The organism is Serratia sp. CoH_122_TC_1, from assembly GCF_058191755.1.
On the sequence record NZ_JBXWLA010000015.1, the window covers coordinates 105,096 to 122,449 of the forward strand.

Below are 17,354 nucleotides of genomic sequence, written 5' to 3' on the forward strand. Positions count from 1 at the left end.
GATGAGGAGCCTACCGATGGCAAATGACGTTTTTATCCAAACGCTGCCGGACGACCCGCTGATCGAGCCGGTAATCGCAGGGTTGTTCGGTGAGTACCGCCAACGCTATGGCGACTATTTTGGTGACCAAGAACAGGAACCATTGAGCCTGTACGCCCCCCCACAGGGCGCCTTTATCGTGCTGCTTCGCGCAGAGGAACCGATCGCCATGGGGGCGTTCAAACGCTACGATCAACAAACCGCTGAACTCAAACGCATTTGGACGCGGGCCGATCTGCGCCGCCAGGGCTTGGCACAACGGGTTTTGCAGCAGTTGGAAACGCTGGCGGGGGAACAAGGCTATCGCCAACTCTATCTTACCACCGGTTTTCGTCAGCCTGAGGCCGTGGGCTTGTATTTAAGCAATGGCTATCAACCACAGTTCGACACCACGATCGACAGCGAAGTCTACAGCCGCCCGCCTTATGACGGCCGGCTACCGTTTCGTAAAAGCCTGATAACAGCGGATGCGCTCTGTTGTGCACCCGAAAGGAAGATTGCCTAAAGCTCCCCCTTTTTCTGTTTCAGGAGACCCGTAATGTCCAAACAAGAAGTCTTAAAAGTGGTGCCCGCACGCTACCCGTTCCGGCTGGTAGGCGCGCTGTTTTCGGTCTTTATTCTGGCGGCTATTGTGCAGTCAGTCGCGGATAACGAGCGCTGGGAATGGGGTGTATTTGCCGAATGGTTCTTTGCACCTGCAGTGTTGTCGGGCTTGGGGCAGACTCTGCTACTGACGTTGCTCGGCACCCTGTTCAGCATCATCCTTGGCACCCTGCTGGCGTTGGCGCGACTGTCGCGATCTTACCTGTTGGCGTCCCTGGCATGGGGATACATCTGGCTGTTCCGTTCGCTCCCCCTGATTCTGGTGTTGATCATCCTGTATAACTTCTCCTACCTGTATGATGCCATCTCACTGGGGATCCCCTTTACTTCCGTGGTGTTCGCCAGCTACCCGACCATTGATATCCTCAGCCAATTTTCCGTCGCCGTACTCGGGCTCACGCTGGTCCAATCTGCCTATACCGCAGAAATCATCCGCGGCGGCATTATTGGCGTGGAGTACGGCCAGCATGAAGCTGCTGCCGCACTCGGCCTGCCAGGCTACCGCCGTACTTTCCGTATTATTTTGCCACAGGCGCTGCGCTCCATCATCCCGACGGGCTTCAACGAAATCATCAGCCTGGCGAAGGGAACGTCCATTGTCTACGTGCTGGCACTGCCAGAGCTGTTTTACACCATCCAGGTTATCTATAACCGCACCCAGCAGGTCATTCCGCTGCTGATGGTCGCCACCATCTGGTACCTGTTCATTACCACGGCGCTGTCAGTCATCCAGTATTACATTGAGCGCTATTTCGCCCGTGGCGCGGTGCGCGAACTGCCGCCAACGCCATGGCAGAAACTGACTGGCTGGTTAAAACGTTAGGAGAATCCCATGTCCGAAGCCATTGATTATTATGCCCTGCACGAAGAAGCGTCGGTCCGCAGCATCGCGCCAGTGCCCGCACGTGGCCTGATTGAAATCAGTAACGTGAGCAAGTTTTTCGGTAAGCACAAGGCTCTGGACGACGTCAGCCTAACGTTGCAACCGGGTACCGTCACGGTGATTCTCGGGCCATCAGGTTCAGGAAAATCTACGCTGCTTCGCGCTATTAACCACCTGGAGCGCGTCGACGAAGGGTTTATCCGTATCGACGGTGATTACGTTGGCTATCGCCGCAAGGGGGACAAGCTGTATGAGCTAAAAGAGAATGCCATTCTCAAACAGCGCATCAATGTCGGCTATGTATTCCAAAACTTCAATCTGTTCCCTCACCTAACGGTACTGGAGAACATCACTGAAGCGCCGGTAGTCCATAAAATTTACTCGCGAGCACAGGCCAGAGACGTCGCCTATCAGCTGCTGGACACTGTCGGTCTGCGCCACAAAGCCGACGCTTACCCACGCCATTTGTCCGGCGGTCAACAACAGCGCATCGCCATTGCCCGCGCACTGGCATTAAACCCCAAAGTCATTCTATTTGATGAACCCACTTCCGCACTCGATCCAGAGCTGGTTGGGGAAGTCTTGGATGTGATCAAAGGACTGGCGGATCTGGGCGTAACGCTGGTGGTGGTAACCCATGAGATTGGCTTTGCGCGCGAGGCAGCGGATCAGATTGTGTTTATGGTCGATGGAAAGGTTGTCGAACAGGGCGATGCGCGTCGAGTACTGAACCATCCACAGCATCATCGCACCATCAATTTTCTCAACAAGGTGCTGTAACCGGTGGGGCGCAAAACGCGCCCCACTTATTCATGCCACTGCGAAACGGCATTTTTCGGCATCGAAATCCAGCGGTTTGATACCCCGCTGGTTACGATCTTGTTCCGTCAGCAACGCAGCCGGAATAAACCAGGTCACTTCAAACAGCAACCCGTCCGGATCGTGGCCATAAATACTCTTATGCACGCCATGGTCTTCCTCAAGCCCAAGAATACCGCGTTGTGCCAACTGATCGCGAATGCGCTCCAGTTCTTCCAGGCTATCGACTTCCCACGCCAAATGGTACAGCCCGGCCGGTGGCTCATTTTCCGCCGGTGGTTCACCGTTCGCACGAAATACCCCCGCTCGCTGCTGCCCCAGATTCTTGCTGAACAACGCCAGGTCGTGATCGTTTTCTGAATCAGCGGCTTGGGTAAACACTGCTTTGTCAGGGTTATCGGTGGCTTTAAGCTTAAAACCCAGAACCTGATGGTAAAAATCCGCGCTCTGCTGCACGTCGCTGACATACAGAACCGCATGATTTAGCCGTTTAATTCCCATCTATTTTCCTTGTCAGAAATGAATAACGTCAGGCTGAAAATAGCATGCGGGCAGAAACCCGCTAAATGCCGTTATTGCATTATCAAATGCTGGGCACACAATCTGTCACTGCAAGGCATTCCGCGCTATCATAAGCACTGTATTGAACGACTTTATGAGAATGATGATGAACGGCAAGATAACGACTTTTTTTGAAGACAAAGGCTTCGGCTTTATTACCGATGAGAACGGGGAAAATCGTTATTTTCACGTGATTAAAGTGCAGAATCCGGAGCTGATCAAGAAAAACGCGGCGGTGACTTTCGAGCCGACCAACAATACCAAGGGCCCTTCGGCGTTTGCGGTCAAGGTACTGGCATCGAGCAAGTACATCATCATCGCCAACGAAAGAATCAAAATCACCAGCATTAAATCCTTCAACACCTTCACCAAAGAAGTGCCGGTGAAAGCGGACGTGGATAAAGAAAACACGGTGCTGTCTGTAGGCCTGTTGATGAATCGCATTCGTCCGCAGTCCGAAGATGCGGCGCAAACCATGCAGACGCTGCGTATGCTGACAATCACCACGTTCCAGAACGACACCTACACTTTCTCGGAGCACGAGATCGACATGGATGAAACGCTGAAAGTGCTGAAAAGCCTGTAATCACAACCCCCGCCAGCCGCATATACCCTATGAATTTCGAGTTGGCCGCTCTAGCGCGTCCATGCTCTCGCGGCATTTGTACATCCCCAGGTATGGTAGGGGCGCTGCATGCTGCGCCCGCATTAGTCGGGGCGAATATATTCGCCCCCTACAGTAACTGCGGGACCGCTGCAGCTTGAAAGGCGACGGGGATAAAACATTCAAAGCAATTTGATATCACCTGTGTTAGCGTGGGTTTTCACCTGACACAGGCCATTCATTATGTCTGATACCAGTAGTGTTAAAAGCTTCATTAACCGCTCGACTAAAATCGCCTGCCCTAAATGCGCTTACGTCACCACCCAAAAATGCGCCACGCTACGAAAAAATGTCATGCTGATCTGCCCAAACTGCGGCACGGAATTTGAACCCAAACAGAACTAAAAAACCTACTTGAACATAATGTGGCCAACACTGTTGCCACTGACCACATTAAACGACTCAACACGGTTACGCCCCTGCGATTTGGCGCGATAAAGCGCGATGTCAGCCATATTCATGAGCTGTTCCAGCGACTTCACTTCGTTCATCGCCAAACTGGCAACACCGACGCTGATGGTAATGTTTAACGGCGTTTTCCCTCTGGGATACACATCAGCCTTTTCTACCAATTGCCGCAAATGCTCCCCCAAAGCCAACCCTTGCGCCGCCAGCGCACGCGGCAGCATGATGGCAAACTCTTCCCCACCCAAGCGGCCAAAGAGCTGATCGTGACGCAGCTCGCGCCGAACGACATGCGCAAAGGAAGCCAATACCTGATCGCCAACCAAATGGCCGTAAGTGTCGTTAATTTGCTTGAAATGGTCGATATCGATCAGCAGCAGCGACACCGCCTCTTTCGACTTATGTTTATGCTCCAACAACTCGCCCGCCTTGCGCGTCAGTGCGTTACGCGCCAGTACCCCGGTAAGGAAGTCGTGATTAGCACTGTGCTCCAGCCGCCGGAGTAGCTTGCGATTAACGGCGATCGAACTCGCCAGGATCAGCGGCCCCATAACCAACATGGCGATCCCCAGGCGGGCCGACATCAGCGTATCGAGAAACGCATTGTGGTTGTTCGGCGTTTCATACAGCATCAGGTTGGCGGAGATGCTGCTGATCTCGGTCATGCCCGTCAGCAGTGTCAGCAAGGTCACAGTGAACAGCTGGTAACGCACCGCGCACCACAACAACGCCGGGATAGGGAAGGCAATGGCGCCCGGCCCACCGATATACACACTGAACGCCAACGAAAACAACAGGGCAAACAGCGGCATACTGCCACGCAGTCGGTAGTTGATCTGCATTCGCAGCAGTTGCTTGAGCCGCGGTGCCGCCAGCAGCACCGGCAATAACAGTAAATTGGTTGAGAATTGTTCGCTGAACCACGCCAGCCAGGCGATCACCGCCGTGTTGTTGTACAGGCTTTCGTTACGCAATATCGACAAAGTTGAAGCCACGGCCGCCCCGCTCAGGCTAGCGGTAAACATATACAGTATTGCCTGAGGTTTACCCATCCGGCGCTGCGACTTCGGCAGCATCAGCATTACGGCATAACCGGTACCAATCAGCGACATGTTGCAAGCATTAAGCCACATAGCCAGTGACAGGCTTTCACCATTAGCTAAATCAGCCGCAATCATCCCAAGATAGGTGATGACCCACCCCGCCGGGGTGGCATAAGCAGGCTTGCGTAATAACAGGCCGAGCAAAATCGCATTCACCGGCCAAAACAGGGAAAGTGAGCCTATTGGGCGAGTAAAAATACCCAGCAGTGAAAGTAAAAATGCCAGCAGAAAAAGTGTGATCAACTGGACGGCGGCAGGCAGGCTATGTTTGGTGTTTATTCTGGCGTTCATCGCCTTACCCATATATTGATAATAACCAGAGAAATTCTACGCATATTCCCCCGACAAACATAATGAGGAAGACATGACAACCGGACCTTAACGTAAAAAATAGAGACAATTCAAAACGAAATAAATGGCAGCTCGCCCGACAATAATACCCAGAGATATCTATCAGCATAGCGCAAACCCATGTCAGACAGCATTAACACAAAAACCATAAAATAAAGGAGGGTATTATTTGCCACCTTGCTGTTCTGCTGGCCAATATTTTCCTGTAACTCGCCCATAAGCGCAATTCATAAAAAAAGCCCGCACAGTGCGGGCTCGCTTGAAGAGCAGCTAATCGACAGTTACGACACAGCCATTGCATGCCTATGCTGCTGCTCATTGTATCGCCAGAAGCTTAAGCACACCTTAGCAACAAAAAACCCGGTCTAGGAACCGGGAATATTTGTACGAAATGCAGTGTTAGCCCAAGCAGGCTAATAACACGCACCATTTTACGCGTCAATTGTGTAGAGAAAATGAGCAAGGCCATGCCTATAAAAGCACAATGCGAGGGCATTCCCCCCCTTCGTTGACGAAAAGGGGATTAACCGTTACGCCAGTTTGGCAGCAAAGCCCGCAACACGTTGGCCGTATAAGCTGGCAGTTTCCAAATCGCCCGACAGCATCTCATCCACACTGGCGTCGGCGGGTGTTTGCACCAATAGCCCGACTGACCCACCCAGATTGTTTACGTCGGTGCGCTGTGCCGATTTGGTATTAGCAGGCATCAATCCCAGGCTGACCCACAGACCACCATGCTGCGAAGCCAGCGTTTGCAACGCGATCAGCGTCACTTGCTTGTCGCCATTCAGGCTGGCACTGTTAGTAAACCCACCGAAAACCTTGTCCTGCCATTTGCGGCTAAACCAGGCTTTTGAACTGGCATCAGCAAACTTCTTGAATTGCCAGGATGGGCCACCCATATAGGTCGGTGAACCAAAGATGATTGCATCCGCCTCATCCAGTTTCTGCCAGGCTTCATCGCTGATATTGCCTTCCTGATCGATAGCGATCAGTTCTGCCTCTGCCCCTTGCGCGACAACTTTTGCCAAACGCTCGGTGTGGCCGTAGCCGGAATGAAAGATAACCACTGTCTTCGCCATAATGGACTCCAGGTCATTGCATTAGAATGCCGACGGCACTCGAAGTTACTCTGATCCAATCTAATCAACTGGCCCTGGAGTGAATACCAAATTTATCTGACAGAGTTATTCAAAAAAACCGGACGCTGCTCATCCCCCCACAACCTTCACACTTTGCTGCCGTGCGAAATCGATAAACGCGCGAAGTGGGCGTGGCATTTGCTGATTGGCAGGATAATAAAGGTAAAAACCAGGAAACGGCGGCGTCCAGGCCGTCAACAACGATAATAGCCGCCCCGCTCGCAAGGCTTCGCTAGCCTGGCTCTCAAATAAATAGGCAATGCCCAGCCCATCAGTTGCCGCACGAATCAGAACCTGCGGATCGTCCACAATTAGCGGGCCTTCCACTGCGATCTCCGATACTTCCCCATCACGCTCGAATTCCCAGCGGTAAAGGTTGCCGTTGGTCGGCCAGCGAGTATTCAGGCAGCGGTGCTGGCGCAACGCATCGGGTGTTTGCGGTGTTCCGAAGCGTGCCAAATAAGTGGGAGAAGCCACCACGCACATCCGCTGTTTGTCACCCAGTGCTACGGCCACCATATCTTTCGGCAGCCGCTCATGCAGGCGCACACCCGCGTCAAAACCGGCTGCCACAATGTCTACCAGCCGATCCTCCACGCTCAGATCCACAATGATGTCAGGATAGTGTGCATTAAACGGGGCCAACAACGGGGCCAAATAATGGATAGCCGCCAGACTGGACGCATTGAGCCGCAGCGTGCCTGCAGGCTGCAACCGTAATGCCGCAGTCTGTGTAACAGCAGACTCAATCTCAGCCATCGCCGGCCTTAGTCGGGCCAACAGCTGCTCCCCTGCCTGAGTCAGAGCCACACTGCGGGTCGTGCGATTCAACAGGCGCACACCCAGCCGAGCTTCCAGATTACGCTGCGTTTGGCTAAGCGCTGAAGCGGACATACCCAATTGCGCTGCCGCACGGGCAAAGCTGCCATATTCAACAATGGCAGCAAAGGCGCGCAGTTCTGCAAAGTCACTCCCTCTCATTATGCTCTCCATCCTTAATAATTCATGAAGATTATAGCGTATTCAATACACGCTCGACGGGGCCTATCCTTGAGAAAAACCACAGAGGAAACACCCGATGCAAACATCACTGGCCCTAAACCACTACCGCCTACTCGGCCGTTCCGGCCTGCGAGTCTCGCCATTGGCTCTTGGAACCATGACCTTCGGCACCGACTGGGGCTGGGGGGCGGAACAGGCAGAGGCTCGCCGTCTGTTTGACGTTTATGTCGAACGCGGCGGCAATTTCATCGATACCGCCAACCGCTACACCGAAGGCAGCGCCGAGCGCTTTTTGGGAAAATTCGCAGCCGGACGCCGCGATCGCTTGGTGATCGCCACCAAATACACGCTCCCCATGCAGATAGACGACCCTAATTCGGGCGGTAACCACCGCAAAAGTATGATCCACTCGGTGGAGGAAAGTCTGCGGCGCCTGAACACCGATTATATCGATCTGTTGTATCTGCATGCCTGGGACTTCACCACTCCGGTGGAAGAGATTATGCGCGCCATGGATGATCTGGTGCGTGCCGGTAAGGTGCTGTACCTGGCGGTTTCGGATCTTCCTGCCTGGCAAGCTGCCAGAATGCAAACACTGGCCGATTTACGCGGTTGGTCACCGTTGATTGGCCTACAGATCGAATACAGCCTGCTGGAACGCACCGTAGAGCGTGAGCTGATCCCGATGGCACGTGAATTAGGTTTGGGTGTTATCCCTTGGTCGCCGCTGTCTGGGGGTATATTAAGCGGTAAATACAGCCGACAAGACCTGCAGCCATTGGAGGAAGAAAGCGGTACCCGACGCGCTATGATACGCAATAAAGGTATGCTCACCGAACGCAATATTTCTATTGCCGAAACAGTGCAATCATTGGCCGACGCGTCCGGCTTCAGTCCTTCGCAAGTGGCCCTGGCCTGGACGTTACGAAATCCGGCGGTAACCGCCCCCATTATTGGCGCACGCACACAGGCGCAGCTGGAAGATAATCTGGGGGCGTTGGATGTCAGACTAACGGAAGATCAATGGCAACGGCTGGAAATCGCCAGCGCCGTTGAGCTAGGTTTCCCTCATGATTTTTTGGCGTTGCAGGCCTCACGCGACATTATGTTTGGAGAACTCGTGATTTCACGCAGATAAAAAAAATCCCGCTCAAGGCGGGATAAACTTAACAGGGATGGGTACTACACTACAGGGAATGGATAACACACAACATCATCGGGTAGCTGTTAAACTACCAGCCTCAATGTATAGAACTGTCATCCCTGCGTAAGGTTGATCCGGCAGATGTAACGCCGGATGGAAATGTGACATTTTTACTGCAGCGCCCTGTGTTCATGGCAGCAAAAATTCCCCCATCGCGCTCACAGAAATGATGAATAAATCATCAGTAAAGGGCTATTGATGACGCTGAATGGTAGAGTGAGTTTCCCTACATCGACCCGGTGAAAGATATGTCTATCTTTGAAGCCCTTAAGATGTTCAGCGACACATCAGTAAAAATGACCTGTCCAAAGTGCGCTCACGTTTCTGAACAAAATCGCCGGAAAGTGCGTAAAAACATCACCATGATTTGCCCTAAATGCGGCCACTATTTCCTTCCTGACGAAAAATAGTGTCTTCAACACCTCACCGCCTTTAGTGCGAAAGCTGAGTGGTATAGTTGGCGGCAACCCAGCGGTAGCCGTTGTCCTCGGCCTTCACATGGCCCAGACCGGGGAATGAGATATGGGCTGCGGCCACCCAATCGCCCTCACGCGCCACCTGTGCCAGAATACGCTCTCGGGTTTGCACTGCCTGCTGCTGGTTCACATCAAAATGGATCGCCACCTCAGGGTCCGGCATTTGCACCGCCTTGGCGTGAATGATATCGCCCCACAATACCAGCGTTTGCCCTTCGCTTTCGACCCGATAGACCACGCTACCCGGCGTGTGGCCCGGTGCCGGTAGCGCCTGGATACCGTCCAGTACTTTTAGCGGCGCAGTGAAGGTTTTCAGCTTACCGGCGGCGATCACCGGGTTAAGCGAATCTGCCGACTCCTTGAAGGTATGCCTCTGACTCGCCTCCACCTTGCTGAGGTTGGCCGTGTTCAGCCAAAAATCCACGTCTTTTTTATCGACATAAACCAGCGCATTAGGAAATGCCGGTTTGCCGTTTAACGACACTCCTCCAGAGTGATCGCCATGTATGTGGGTCAACAGCACCGCGTCCAGGGTTTCCGCTGGGTACCCCGCCGCACGCAGATTTTCCAACAGGTGCCCACCGGCTTTGCCGAATAACGGTCCAGCCCCCGTATCAACCAACACTCGCTGCTTGCCGGTATCAATAACAAAGGTGTTGATTGAAGTTTCCGCCTGCGGCGTCATCGCCTCCTGGGCCATCCTTTGCTTCAGCGCCTGCGGCGAGATATGGGTCAACAATTTATCGAGCGGAATGGTCACCGTGCCGTCGGACACGGCGGTAATGACAAATTTACCCAGTGGCATGCGGTAATAACCCGGTGCCTGGACCTGCGGCTCCGCCACGGCGGCCCCCGTCAACAGTAAGCCGGCAAATGCCAGCGCAGAAAGCAGCTTCATAACATCCCCTTCAGTTAGAAAAATGCGTCGCCTTTAACGCTGACGGAGATTATGGTAGCGGCAGTTAACATCATTCAAATTGATTGGAATGATTATGAACATCAGAGAAAATGATTTTAGTCGTATCGACCTGAACCTACTGACGGTACTGATGGTACTGTTTCGTGAACGCAGCGTGTCGCGGGCAGCAGAAAAGCTGTATCTGGGGCAACCGGCCGTCAGCGGTGCACTGGCACGTCTGCGTGACATGTTCAATGACCCACTGTTTATCCGTACCGCTCAGGGTATGGAACCCACCCCAAGGGCGCAAACGCTGGTGCTGGCATTGACACCCCTGCTGGAAGAGATGCAGCAGGTGCTATTCCAGCCACCCAATTTCGTTGCCGCCACGGCGCAATACAGCTTCCGGATAGGCATGGCCGATTGGGTCGAAATGTGGCTGATGCCCGCGCTAATGGCTGACCTGAAACAGCAGGCACCCGGTATCACTCTAAACGTGGTGGCCACCGATCCATTCCAGGACAGTGATGCACTGGAACAGGATCGTATTGACCTGGCCATTTCCGTCGCACCATCCGGGCCTAAATGGCTGCAGCGAGAAGTGTTGACCAAGATGCGCTTCTGCTCTCTGTGGCATCCGGAACAGCTAAACCTGCCTACCCCGCTGCCGCTGGCGAATTACATTGCTAACGACCACTTGTTGGTTTCCTACCGTGGCGCAAACACCAGCGCTATCGATGAACAACTGACCCTTCATGGGCTGCAGCGTTTGGTGCGTTACACCAGCCCGCACTTCGCCACACTGCCGCTGATCCTGCAGCGCAGCCCGGCACTGGCCACCGTACCTGAAGGGCTGGGCAAAATCTGGAGTCAGGATTACGGCCTGAAGCACAGCGAGCTACCGCTAGATCTCCCACCTTTCGAAGTGGCCATGCTGTGGCATCACAAGCGCAGTCAGGACCCCGCGTTACTGTGGCTGATGGAGCGGATACGTGCGCTGGTGGCATCCACTTATTATCTGGCGGAGTGAACCACAAACAGCCGTGACTCGAATCCACCGCTTTTAAAGGTGCTTGTATTGACCCACCCCGGCTGCGTGCGACCAAAATCCTGATTGAAATCACCGCCGCTGACCAACCAAACCCGACGATGGGTCGCAGACAAGGACTTCAGATTATCGACGTAAGTTTGCGCCGCCCGATCGTGGAAAAAGGTACCGAACCCGTAGGCATTGGGTTTACCGGAAAGCCCATTGGGCTTGGCCGGCGTATACAACAATGCACGATAATCTTTTTTGTTGTAATACACGTAGCTCAGGTAATTAAACATATTACTGACAACAACGGCATCCCCAGGCTGGTAGCCGTTGTTGATATAGTGCACCATCCCCTTAAACTGATCTTTGTCTGACGAATAATCATTCTGTAGCCCACTACCGAACAGCAAACCAACCAGCAACAGTAATGAGATCCTATAAGCTTTATTTTCGCTTTCCGTAATTAAAATGGCCAGGATGATCGGAATACCTAATGAGGCGAAAAACAAATAACGGTCGACGAACAAGGGTGTACGCAATGAAATGATAAACAGCAGGGTCACCGGAAGAAATACGCTGCACAGCAACAGCAAAGGATATTTCCTGTCGCTTTCCCGCCCCCGCAGCCACAAATACGACAACCCGGCGAAGCACAGCGGCAATAGCCAAAAAATTATCCCAGGATAGCCTCGGCCATCATTACCGGCGAAAAAGCGCCAATACATAGCGGGTAAGTCGCTCCACTCAACCTGAGGTATCCACCCCACATCCCCGCCAACTCTCAGTTCTGCAATATGAGTCAACAAATCGAACAGCACTAACAGCCATGGGATATAGGCCAACCCTATCGCCAGGTTGGCCAACCACCACGCCGGTTGTTTGAGATAATTCACTGGCTCATCACGCTGGAACGATAAAGCCAGCAATACTATCCAATGACTGAATAAAGCAAAAATGGTGAAGTAATGGGTATAAAAACTCAGCGTCATCAGCAACGCATAGGCGAACAAATAGCGGCGGTTGTCCGGTTTTTTCAGCCACATCATCAACGCCATGGTGGCTGCAATCGTCAACATGCCCATCAGCGCATACATTCGCGCTTCCTGGCTGTAGCGCACTGCCATCGGCATGATCGCGACTAACCAACCCGCCAGTAGCGCTGCCCGTTTGCCGGCAATCCAGCGGGTCAGTTTGATCGTCAATGCGACCGTAATGACGCCAAATACCAAACTGAGCGAACGGACCGCCAGGATACTGTCACCGAACAGGGCCATCCAACCATGCAGTAACAGATAATAAAGCGGGGGATGAACGTCAAAAGAAGCGTGGTACAACAATGCCCCCACGTCATAACGACTGGTCAGAACGCTGGATGCCTCGTCACACCAAAAATATTTGTCGGTTAAAGAAATAAACCGAATAACCGCCGCGAATATCACGATCAGATACGCATAATGCCTATAGCCGATGCCCTTCACCCTGTTGTTCATCAAGGGAGTATTTGATATTTGTTGCAGTGACATAGCCACATTCCACCGAGTTGTTCCACACAATGTGGAGACGCGGTGTCATCATTGCCGAGAAGAGGTAAATGGCGACTCAATCATCGCGAAAAAGTCCGTGAATCTTTTCCGGAAAAATTACATTCTGGGTACTCCGCCCGTGAACCACGGGTTCCCCCTTCAGATACCTGATCCCAGACAGAGAATACTCACGCATTGTCCTGCCGGCAGCCGCCCGAAAAGCCACGCTAAACTAAAGAGGCCGAACACAACCCGCTGACAGGCAGCGCCGTAAAAAGGGAACGCCATCATGCACAGAGAACGACACAGCATAGAGAAGATAGGTTGGCTCAGAGCCGCAGTCCTTGGCGCTAATGATGGGATCGTATCTACTGCGAGCTTGCTGCTCGGGGTAGCATCGGCCAACGTCACCCACCAAAGTATTCTGCTAACCGGCATTGCCGGTTTGGTTGCCGGGGCGATGTCGATGGCAACCGGTGAATATGTTTCCGTGTCTTCTCAGTCAGACACCGAGAAAGCCGCCCTGGCGGAAGAACAGGCCGAGTTGGATGCCGATTTTCAGGGTGAATTTCGCGAGTTAACCTCAATTTATGTCCATCGCGGCCTGGACGTTACGCTGGCAAAACAAGTGGCTGAAAAACTGATGAGCCATGACGCTTTAGCCGCACATGCGCGTGAAGAGTTAGGCATATCGGAAATCACCACTGCCCGCCCCTTGCAGGCGGCTTTGGCCTCTGCTGCGAGTTTCTCGGCTGGGGCAATCTTACCCTTATTGGTCGCCGTGATTGTCACGGGCCCGTGGGCGATCCCAGCAATTGCCCTTTCAGCATTGCTATCTCTGGCCATTCTGGGTGGCGTTGCCGCTAAAGCAGGCGGTGCACCCATACGCCCCGGCATTATTCGCATTACTTTCTGGAGTGCCCTGGCAATGGCGATGTCATCGGGCGTGGGGGCGCTTTTTGGTTCGATAGCCGGCTAAATACTGCTCCTCAGCCTCGGCTAATATCCTCATGAAGCCGGTGAGAAATGCATCCATCAAGACTGTGCGGATCTTACCGTCGTAGAAGTAGAAAAGGACCGACCGAATACCAAGGCTGACGTAATCACCATGCCTCCCCCTTGCAGGGTTCATTACCCGGTAGCGGATAATGAACGTAAAAAATCCCGACATAAGCCGGGATTGATTTACTTTGGTTATGCCGGTTGCGAAACCGGAATGTGTTGGGTAGTTACCTGCTCTGCGTAGCTTTCGAGCAGGATAAATGGATACTTGAATTCCCAGGTGTCTCCTGCGGCTGATACTGTCGGAGCACCTACGCCAGAAAAACAACGCCCATCGACAGAGATAGCCAGCGAGTATGCAGGAACTGTGTTCAGAACCTCATCGAATTCAGTACCTGGTTCCATTGGCACTGACATGCGGCCAAGGTATTTGTTCAGCAATACAGCATTTTCAAACTGGCCTGCGACTTCAACCTTAGTAAGAGTCTTAGCTTGCTCTGGGGTCAAAGTAATGTCGTTGTTTTCGCTAATAATCAGATTTGCCATGTGAGGCTCCTTGTCATTGACACTGTATCCATATACAGCCCATGAACGTTATCTATTAAGAAGCTGAGCATCACTTGGTAATCGTTGTCTCAAAGGTCACACAACCATGAATAGATGAGTGTCCTGAGCCACTAAAATCCACTGTTTAATTTGCACTAACAAACGGCTGCGTCGCTCTAGCAATATCGAGTCTGTCTGGCCGTGCGATAGGGGTCGCTCTCGACGACACCTGACCCCGTGACGTACTGCGATTTCGACTGAACACTGGTGACCATAGCCTGATACTGGTAGATCTGCCAGGTGTAGGTGAGAGTGAGCAACGGGATAAAGAATATGAATATCTCTATCGCAATATTCTCTCTGAGCTGGATCTCATCCTGTCGGTTATCAAAGCCGATGATTTAGTGAAGGGGTTTTGCGTAACTGATTGAATCGAAATGGTCCCTACAGGATTCGAATACAGACCACATTTCCATTGTTATTACACCATTTTTCTCTATTCGAAAAACACCGGGGCCCCCGATTAGGCCCCCAAACGCATTTCGCTGAAAACATCAGTGATTTCGAGCCCGTTGATTGTAACGATGAACTACAACGCAGCCAACATCCCCGGATTTTACTTGGCAAAGATGCCACTCATCTTTCCTATAAGTCTCAAGTGATTGGATGTCAGAGGTGCAGTTCTCAATCTGCGCCAGCGAGGCGTTGCGCCCGGTGACGATACGTTCAATGCTGGTCGAGCAAATCACCTCTGTGTGGTCGGTTAATACTTCTGGTTCAGTCTGCATATTTCCTACCCCATAATGAAAACACCCGCCGGTTTAAGGGCGGGTGTTATGTTGTGGTACCTGTCATTGTGCTCGGGTCAGAGGGCATGCCGGGGACGTTCACCAGTCAAAGGTCTCAATCCCCGGCAGAATATCGCCTGCAGCGTCGAGGTTAAGGAGAGCGATGGGGTGATGGTTCATCAGCGTGACAACCAACCGGCGGCAGGCTTTTGACACCCCTAACCGTTTAAGATGAAGTACCGGATGTCGCCAGGCATGGAGCCTAATCAAATACCCCGTTCCGGTAAAATGGAGCCACTCACCATGGCCATACTCCTCCTGCTGATGTGAAGCGTGATACAGCAGAGAGTTATCTCCGTCGGTGATGTGGGCGGTACTGCACTGGATACCCGTGAGCAGTGCGCCGGTGGGGAGTGTGTCACTGCTCATGGTTGCTTGCTTCCCTGAATGGCACGTGTGACCTCCCGGTAGCCGGCTCGCGTCATCAGGCCACAGGCCCGGCGGGCGCGCAGGATGTCGATGACGGTCACAAGGGGCGATTGCGCCTGTCCGGTGAAGCCCCGGCGGTCAATGCGCACCAGCTCAAACTTTTCCACCATGGCATTCAGCACATCCGCGAGGGACATACCGTTATCGATGTGTGCCTGTATCACGGCATCGTCGCTGAACGCGGTATCGTTGAGCGTCAGGCCGTAGTGCTGCGCCAGCAGGTAGGTGAGCAAGGATTGCCAGACAGTTATGGGAGACGGGCATGTTTGGGCCGCCCTTGACGGTGGTGCGGGTACTGTTCGCATAAGGCGTATCTCTTTGTTGGATAATAAGAACGGTGTGAGACTAAAAATGCGGGGCGTTATACCTGGGCGTTTCAGATGTCGGATAAATCGAAATGTAGACGTAGCCGTATGAGCCGAGGCTGTCTGCTTCGCAGGTCAGGCCATGGCAATACAGTGTGACACAGTGCTGATGACGCGGATTGAGCTCACCGGAAAGCAGCATCAATTCCAAATGCTTGATGAACTGCGGAAAAGCATTCTCCAAATCATGGCGCTGTGCGTCGCTGAAAATTCCGCTGATGTCTGCCCGGTCGGCCAGAAAATGCAGTCGTTCCCTCTCCTGTACCAGACGGGCGCCAAACTGCGGCGTGACGTTGCGTTTCAGCCCCCAGGCGGGAACATTATGGGGTGATGGCATGTAGTGCCTCCTGATTGCGTCGGATAAATCATAAGAGCCCGTGTTCGGCGAATGAGTACACGGTCATGCCGCCGACAATGCAGTGGTCCAGCACCCGGACGTCAATCAGCGCCAGTGCGTCCTGTATCCGCTGGGTAATGAGTCGATCGGCCTCGCTGGGGGCGGCATGCCCGGAGGGATGGCAGTGCGCCACGATGACCGCGGCAGCGTTATGCTTCAGTGCGCCCTTCACGATTTCACGCGGATGCACCTGCGTGCTGGCGATGCTGCCGCTAAACAGGGACTCATGCGCCAGCAAGCGATGCTGGTTGTCGAGATAGAGCACCATAAAGACTTCTCGCTCCAGCCGGGCCATTTGCAGGCGCAGCCAGTCGCGCACCATGAACGGGGCGGTGAAGGCTTCACCCGGTTTGCGTAAATGCTGCTCCAGCAATGCCAGCGCTCGTTGAATGGTGCGTTGAGAGGGTAAGGGCAGACCGGCGGTTGCCGGGGATAAGGTGATATTCATCATGATGGGGTGCCGTTGTCTGAAGGGTTAGTCGATGATGCGCATAATGGGGTTGCTTTCGGGATGGCTGAGGGCGTAATCCCGCAGGCGATAGTAGTGTTCGGTCATGGCGTCGCATTCGGTGCGGCAGGCGTGGTGGCTGTAAGTGATGAGGCAAGCGATGATGCCGGCAGCCTCATGTCCCACCGTTGCGCTATTGCCATTGAGGGCGTTAAAGAGCACGTACTCGCCTTCAGTGGACGGGATAATAAAAGCCCCCCCGTTACTGAGGGTGTAAAATTCCCAATAATCTCCGTGGTAGTCCTTACACAGGAGGTTGAGCCAGGAAAATATCGGTGACTCGAGGTGAAGCCATTGCGGAATGTCACCAAAGTGCTGTAGCCAAAATGACAGGCGATCTTCGTCATTAACGAGACTCGCTGTCAGTGTTGAGTGGTTGCTTATCGGACGTGTTGATGGTGTGTTGTTGGCAATATTCTCTTTCACAGGAATTATCCTTACGTTGGTGAAGTTGACCCACCTGATAGAACGGTGGGCGAATGACATGAAGCCGTTATTTATTATTCAACGGTATAAAAGCAAACAGGCCCTGCACCCGAAGGGGCAGAGC

Annotated in this window: 21 protein-coding genes and 2 pseudogenes; 10 read left to right on the plus strand and 13 right to left on the minus strand. The window is 53.1% G+C overall.

Annotation, left to right across the window (positions count from 1 at the left end; genetic code table 11):
• Window positions 1-16: 16 nt before the first annotated feature.
• From AC2FC2_RS19030 to AC2FC2_RS19040, 3 genes are read left to right on the plus strand one after another with little or no spacing between them, the layout of a single operon-like run.
• Window positions 17-544 carry a GNAT family N-acetyltransferase gene (locus AC2FC2_RS19030; RefSeq protein ID WP_265554492.1) on the plus strand — a complete coding sequence of 176 codons (528 nt, stop codon included), beginning with the start codon at window positions 17-19 and terminating at the stop codon, window positions 542-544.
• A gap of 33 nt (window positions 545-577) precedes the next feature.
• Window positions 578-1,465 (plus strand): amino acid ABC transporter permease, encoded by an 888-nt coding sequence (locus tag AC2FC2_RS19035; protein WP_490659725.1) that lies wholly within the window; start codon window positions 578-580, stop codon window positions 1,463-1,465.
• Window positions 1,466-1,474: 9 nt separating this feature from the next.
• A complete protein-coding gene (locus tag AC2FC2_RS19040; RefSeq protein WP_490659726.1) occupies window positions 1,475-2,305 on the plus strand; it encodes an amino acid ABC transporter ATP-binding protein in 831 nt (276 codons plus the stop codon).
• 30 nt (window positions 2,306-2,335) lie between these two features.
• On the opposite strand, the gene AC2FC2_RS19045 is transcribed toward AC2FC2_RS19040, so the two are convergent.
• Entirely contained in the window at window positions 2,336-2,845 is a 510-nt protein-coding gene (locus tag AC2FC2_RS19045; RefSeq protein WP_490659727.1) for a VOC family protein, read from the minus strand.
• A gap of 166 nt (window positions 2,846-3,011) precedes the next feature.
• Between AC2FC2_RS19045 and AC2FC2_RS19050 the strand changes: the two genes are divergently transcribed.
• The gene (locus AC2FC2_RS19050) at window positions 3,012-3,491 is read left to right on the plus strand and encodes a cold-shock protein (RefSeq protein WP_404760295.1); all 480 of its coding nucleotides are present in this window, start codon (window positions 3,012-3,014) and stop codon (window positions 3,489-3,491) included.
• A 261-nt stretch (window positions 3,492-3,752) separates the two neighbouring features.
• A complete protein-coding gene (locus tag AC2FC2_RS19055) occupies window positions 3,753-3,914 on the plus strand; it encodes a YnfU family zinc-binding protein (protein WP_245209914.1) in 162 nt (53 codons plus the stop codon).
• Window positions 3,915-3,919: 5 nt separating this feature from the next.
• Here the strand turns inward: AC2FC2_RS19055 and AC2FC2_RS19060 are convergent, their stop codons facing one another.
• From AC2FC2_RS19060 to AC2FC2_RS19070, 3 genes are all read right to left on the minus strand, one after another.
• Window positions 3,920-5,368 (minus strand): GGDEF domain-containing protein, encoded by a 1,449-nt coding sequence (locus AC2FC2_RS19060; protein ID WP_245209918.1) that lies wholly within the window; start codon window positions 5,366-5,368, stop codon window positions 3,920-3,922.
• A 590-nt stretch (window positions 5,369-5,958) separates the two neighbouring features.
• Complete coding sequence (locus AC2FC2_RS19065; RefSeq protein ID WP_209636406.1) at window positions 5,959-6,510, minus strand: flavodoxin family protein; 552 nt, start codon at window positions 6,508-6,510, stop codon at window positions 5,959-5,961.
• Window positions 6,511-6,639: 129 nt separating this feature from the next.
• Window positions 6,640-7,551 (minus strand): LysR family transcriptional regulator, encoded by a 912-nt coding sequence (locus tag AC2FC2_RS19070; protein WP_209636408.1) that lies wholly within the window; start codon window positions 7,549-7,551, stop codon window positions 6,640-6,642.
• Window positions 7,552-7,648: 97 nt separating this feature from the next.
• On the opposite strand from AC2FC2_RS19070, the gene AC2FC2_RS19075 reads away from it, so the two are divergent.
• Both AC2FC2_RS19075 and AC2FC2_RS19080 read left to right on the plus strand, forming a co-directional pair.
• Window positions 7,649-8,710, plus strand: coding sequence for an aldo/keto reductase (locus AC2FC2_RS19075; protein ID WP_490659728.1), 1,062 nt, complete (start codon window positions 7,649-7,651; stop codon window positions 8,708-8,710).
• Window positions 8,711-9,024: 314 nt separating this feature from the next.
• A complete protein-coding gene (locus AC2FC2_RS19080; protein WP_265554504.1) occupies window positions 9,025-9,186 on the plus strand; it encodes a YnfU family zinc-binding protein in 162 nt (53 codons plus the stop codon).
• Between the two features lie 22 nt (window positions 9,187-9,208).
• On the opposite strand, the gene AC2FC2_RS19085 is transcribed toward AC2FC2_RS19080, so the two are convergent.
• On the minus strand, window positions 9,209-10,150 hold the full coding sequence (locus AC2FC2_RS19085) for an MBL fold metallo-hydrolase (protein WP_209636412.1): 942 nt from the start codon (window positions 10,148-10,150) through the stop codon (window positions 9,209-9,211).
• A gap of 94 nt (window positions 10,151-10,244) precedes the next feature.
• Here AC2FC2_RS19085 and AC2FC2_RS19090 point away from each other — a divergent pair, with 94 nt between their 5' ends.
• Window positions 10,245-11,180 carry a LysR family transcriptional regulator gene (locus tag AC2FC2_RS19090; protein WP_245209920.1) on the plus strand — a complete coding sequence of 312 codons (936 nt, stop codon included), beginning with the start codon at window positions 10,245-10,247 and terminating at the stop codon, window positions 11,178-11,180.
• Here the strand turns inward: AC2FC2_RS19090 and AC2FC2_RS19095 are convergent.
• The gene (locus AC2FC2_RS19095; RefSeq protein ID WP_265554511.1) at window positions 11,165-12,709 is read right to left on the minus strand and encodes a glycosyltransferase family 39 protein; all 1,545 of its coding nucleotides are present in this window, start codon (window positions 12,707-12,709) and stop codon (window positions 11,165-11,167) included. The genes AC2FC2_RS19090 and AC2FC2_RS19095 overlap by 16 nt on opposite strands.
• A gap of 289 nt (window positions 12,710-12,998) precedes the next feature.
• On the opposite strand from AC2FC2_RS19095, the gene AC2FC2_RS19100 reads away from it, so the two are divergent.
• Entirely contained in the window at window positions 12,999-13,688 is a 690-nt protein-coding gene (locus tag AC2FC2_RS19100; RefSeq protein ID WP_490659729.1) for a VIT1/CCC1 transporter family protein, read from the plus strand.
• A gap of 215 nt (window positions 13,689-13,903) precedes the next feature.
• Here AC2FC2_RS19100 and AC2FC2_RS19105 read toward each other — a convergent pair whose 3' ends face one another.
• Window positions 13,904-14,257, minus strand: coding sequence for a hypothetical protein (locus AC2FC2_RS19105; RefSeq protein WP_400768370.1), 354 nt, complete (start codon window positions 14,255-14,257; stop codon window positions 13,904-13,906).
• Between the two features lie 236 nt (window positions 14,258-14,493).
• On the opposite strand from AC2FC2_RS19105, the pseudogene AC2FC2_RS19110 reads away from it, so the two are divergent.
• Window positions 14,494-14,658 (plus strand): annotated as a pseudogene (locus AC2FC2_RS19110) (P-loop NTPase family protein); the annotation flags it as partial.
• A 285-nt stretch (window positions 14,659-14,943) separates the two neighbouring features.
• Here AC2FC2_RS19110 and AC2FC2_RS19115 read toward each other — a convergent pair.
• The 6 genes and pseudogenes from AC2FC2_RS19115 to AC2FC2_RS19140 all read right to left on the minus strand — a co-directional run.
• A pseudogene (locus AC2FC2_RS19115) lies at window positions 14,944-15,045 on the minus strand (DUF4942 domain-containing protein); the annotation flags it as partial.
• Window positions 15,046-15,144: 99 nt separating this feature from the next.
• Window positions 15,145-15,474, minus strand: coding sequence for a DUF5983 family protein (locus AC2FC2_RS19120; RefSeq protein WP_050597275.1), 330 nt, complete (start codon window positions 15,472-15,474; stop codon window positions 15,145-15,147).
• Window positions 15,471-15,839, minus strand: coding sequence for a TA system toxin CbtA family protein (locus AC2FC2_RS19125; RefSeq protein WP_032729493.1), 369 nt, complete (start codon window positions 15,837-15,839; stop codon window positions 15,471-15,473). The genes AC2FC2_RS19120 and AC2FC2_RS19125 overlap by 4 nt, the downstream gene beginning before the upstream one ends.
• A 40-nt stretch (window positions 15,840-15,879) precedes the next feature.
• Window positions 15,880-16,236: a type IV toxin-antitoxin system YeeU family antitoxin gene (locus AC2FC2_RS19130; RefSeq protein ID WP_032729492.1), complete on the minus strand. Its 357-nt coding sequence runs from the start codon at window positions 16,234-16,236 to the stop codon at window positions 15,880-15,882.
• Window positions 16,237-16,264: 28 nt separating this feature from the next.
• Window positions 16,265-16,744: a RadC family protein gene (radC, locus tag AC2FC2_RS19135; protein ID WP_032730964.1), complete on the minus strand. Its 480-nt coding sequence runs from the start codon at window positions 16,742-16,744 to the stop codon at window positions 16,265-16,267.
• Window positions 16,745-16,771: 27 nt separating this feature from the next.
• Entirely contained in the window at window positions 16,772-17,230 is a 459-nt protein-coding gene (locus AC2FC2_RS19140; RefSeq protein WP_050597274.1) for an antirestriction protein, read from the minus strand.
• Window positions 17,231-17,354: the final 124 nt, after the last annotated feature.

Excerpts from the sequence above, each read along its gene's own strand:
- AC2FC2_RS19095 (WP_265554511.1), bottom strand. The coding sequence starts at position 12,709 with ATGTCACTGCAACAAATATCAAATACTCCCTTGATGAACAACAGGGTG.
- AC2FC2_RS19070 (WP_209636408.1), bottom strand. The coding sequence starts at position 7,551 with ATGAGAGGGAGTGACTTTGCAGAACTGCGCGCCTTTGCTGCCATTGTT.
- AC2FC2_RS19100 (WP_490659729.1), top strand. The coding sequence starts at position 12,999 with ATGCACAGAGAACGACACAGCATAGAGAAGATAGGTTGGCTCAGAGCC.
- AC2FC2_RS19050 (WP_404760295.1), top strand. The coding sequence starts at position 3,012 with ATGAACGGCAAGATAACGACTTTTTTTGAAGACAAAGGCTTCGGCTTT.
- radC (WP_032730964.1), bottom strand. The coding sequence starts at position 16,744 with ATGAATATCACCTTATCCCCGGCAACCGCCGGTCTGCCCTTACCCTCT.
- AC2FC2_RS19075 (WP_490659728.1), top strand. The coding sequence starts at position 7,649 with ATGCAAACATCACTGGCCCTAAACCACTACCGCCTACTCGGCCGTTCC.
- AC2FC2_RS19040 (WP_490659726.1), top strand. The coding sequence starts at position 1,475 with ATGTCCGAAGCCATTGATTATTATGCCCTGCACGAAGAAGCGTCGGTC.
- AC2FC2_RS19085 (WP_209636412.1), bottom strand. The coding sequence starts at position 10,150 with ATGAAGCTGCTTTCTGCGCTGGCATTTGCCGGCTTACTGTTGACGGGG.
- AC2FC2_RS19120 (WP_050597275.1), bottom strand. The coding sequence starts at position 15,474 with ATGAGCAGTGACACACTCCCCACCGGCGCACTGCTCACGGGTATCCAG.
- AC2FC2_RS19030 (WP_265554492.1), top strand. The coding sequence starts at position 17 with ATGGCAAATGACGTTTTTATCCAAACGCTGCCGGACGACCCGCTGATC.
- AC2FC2_RS19035 (WP_490659725.1), top strand. The coding sequence starts at position 578 with ATGTCCAAACAAGAAGTCTTAAAAGTGGTGCCCGCACGCTACCCGTTC.
- AC2FC2_RS19080 (WP_265554504.1), top strand. The coding sequence starts at position 9,025 with ATGTCTATCTTTGAAGCCCTTAAGATGTTCAGCGACACATCAGTAAAA.
- AC2FC2_RS19090 (WP_245209920.1), top strand. The coding sequence starts at position 10,245 with ATGAACATCAGAGAAAATGATTTTAGTCGTATCGACCTGAACCTACTG.
- AC2FC2_RS19130 (WP_032729492.1), bottom strand. The coding sequence starts at position 16,236 with ATGCCATCACCCCATAATGTTCCCGCCTGGGGGCTGAAACGCAACGTC.
- AC2FC2_RS19065 (WP_209636406.1), bottom strand. The coding sequence starts at position 6,510 with ATGGCGAAGACAGTGGTTATCTTTCATTCCGGCTACGGCCACACCGAG.
- AC2FC2_RS19060 (WP_245209918.1), bottom strand. The coding sequence starts at position 5,368 with ATGAACGCCAGAATAAACACCAAACATAGCCTGCCTGCCGCCGTCCAG.
- AC2FC2_RS19055 (WP_245209914.1), top strand. The coding sequence starts at position 3,753 with ATGTCTGATACCAGTAGTGTTAAAAGCTTCATTAACCGCTCGACTAAA.
- AC2FC2_RS19045 (WP_490659727.1), bottom strand. The coding sequence starts at position 2,845 with ATGGGAATTAAACGGCTAAATCATGCGGTTCTGTATGTCAGCGACGTG.
- AC2FC2_RS19105 (WP_400768370.1), bottom strand. The coding sequence starts at position 14,257 with ATGGCAAATCTGATTATTAGCGAAAACAACGACATTACTTTGACCCCA.
- AC2FC2_RS19125 (WP_032729493.1), bottom strand. The coding sequence starts at position 15,839 with ATGCGAACAGTACCCGCACCACCGTCAAGGGCGGCCCAAACATGCCCG.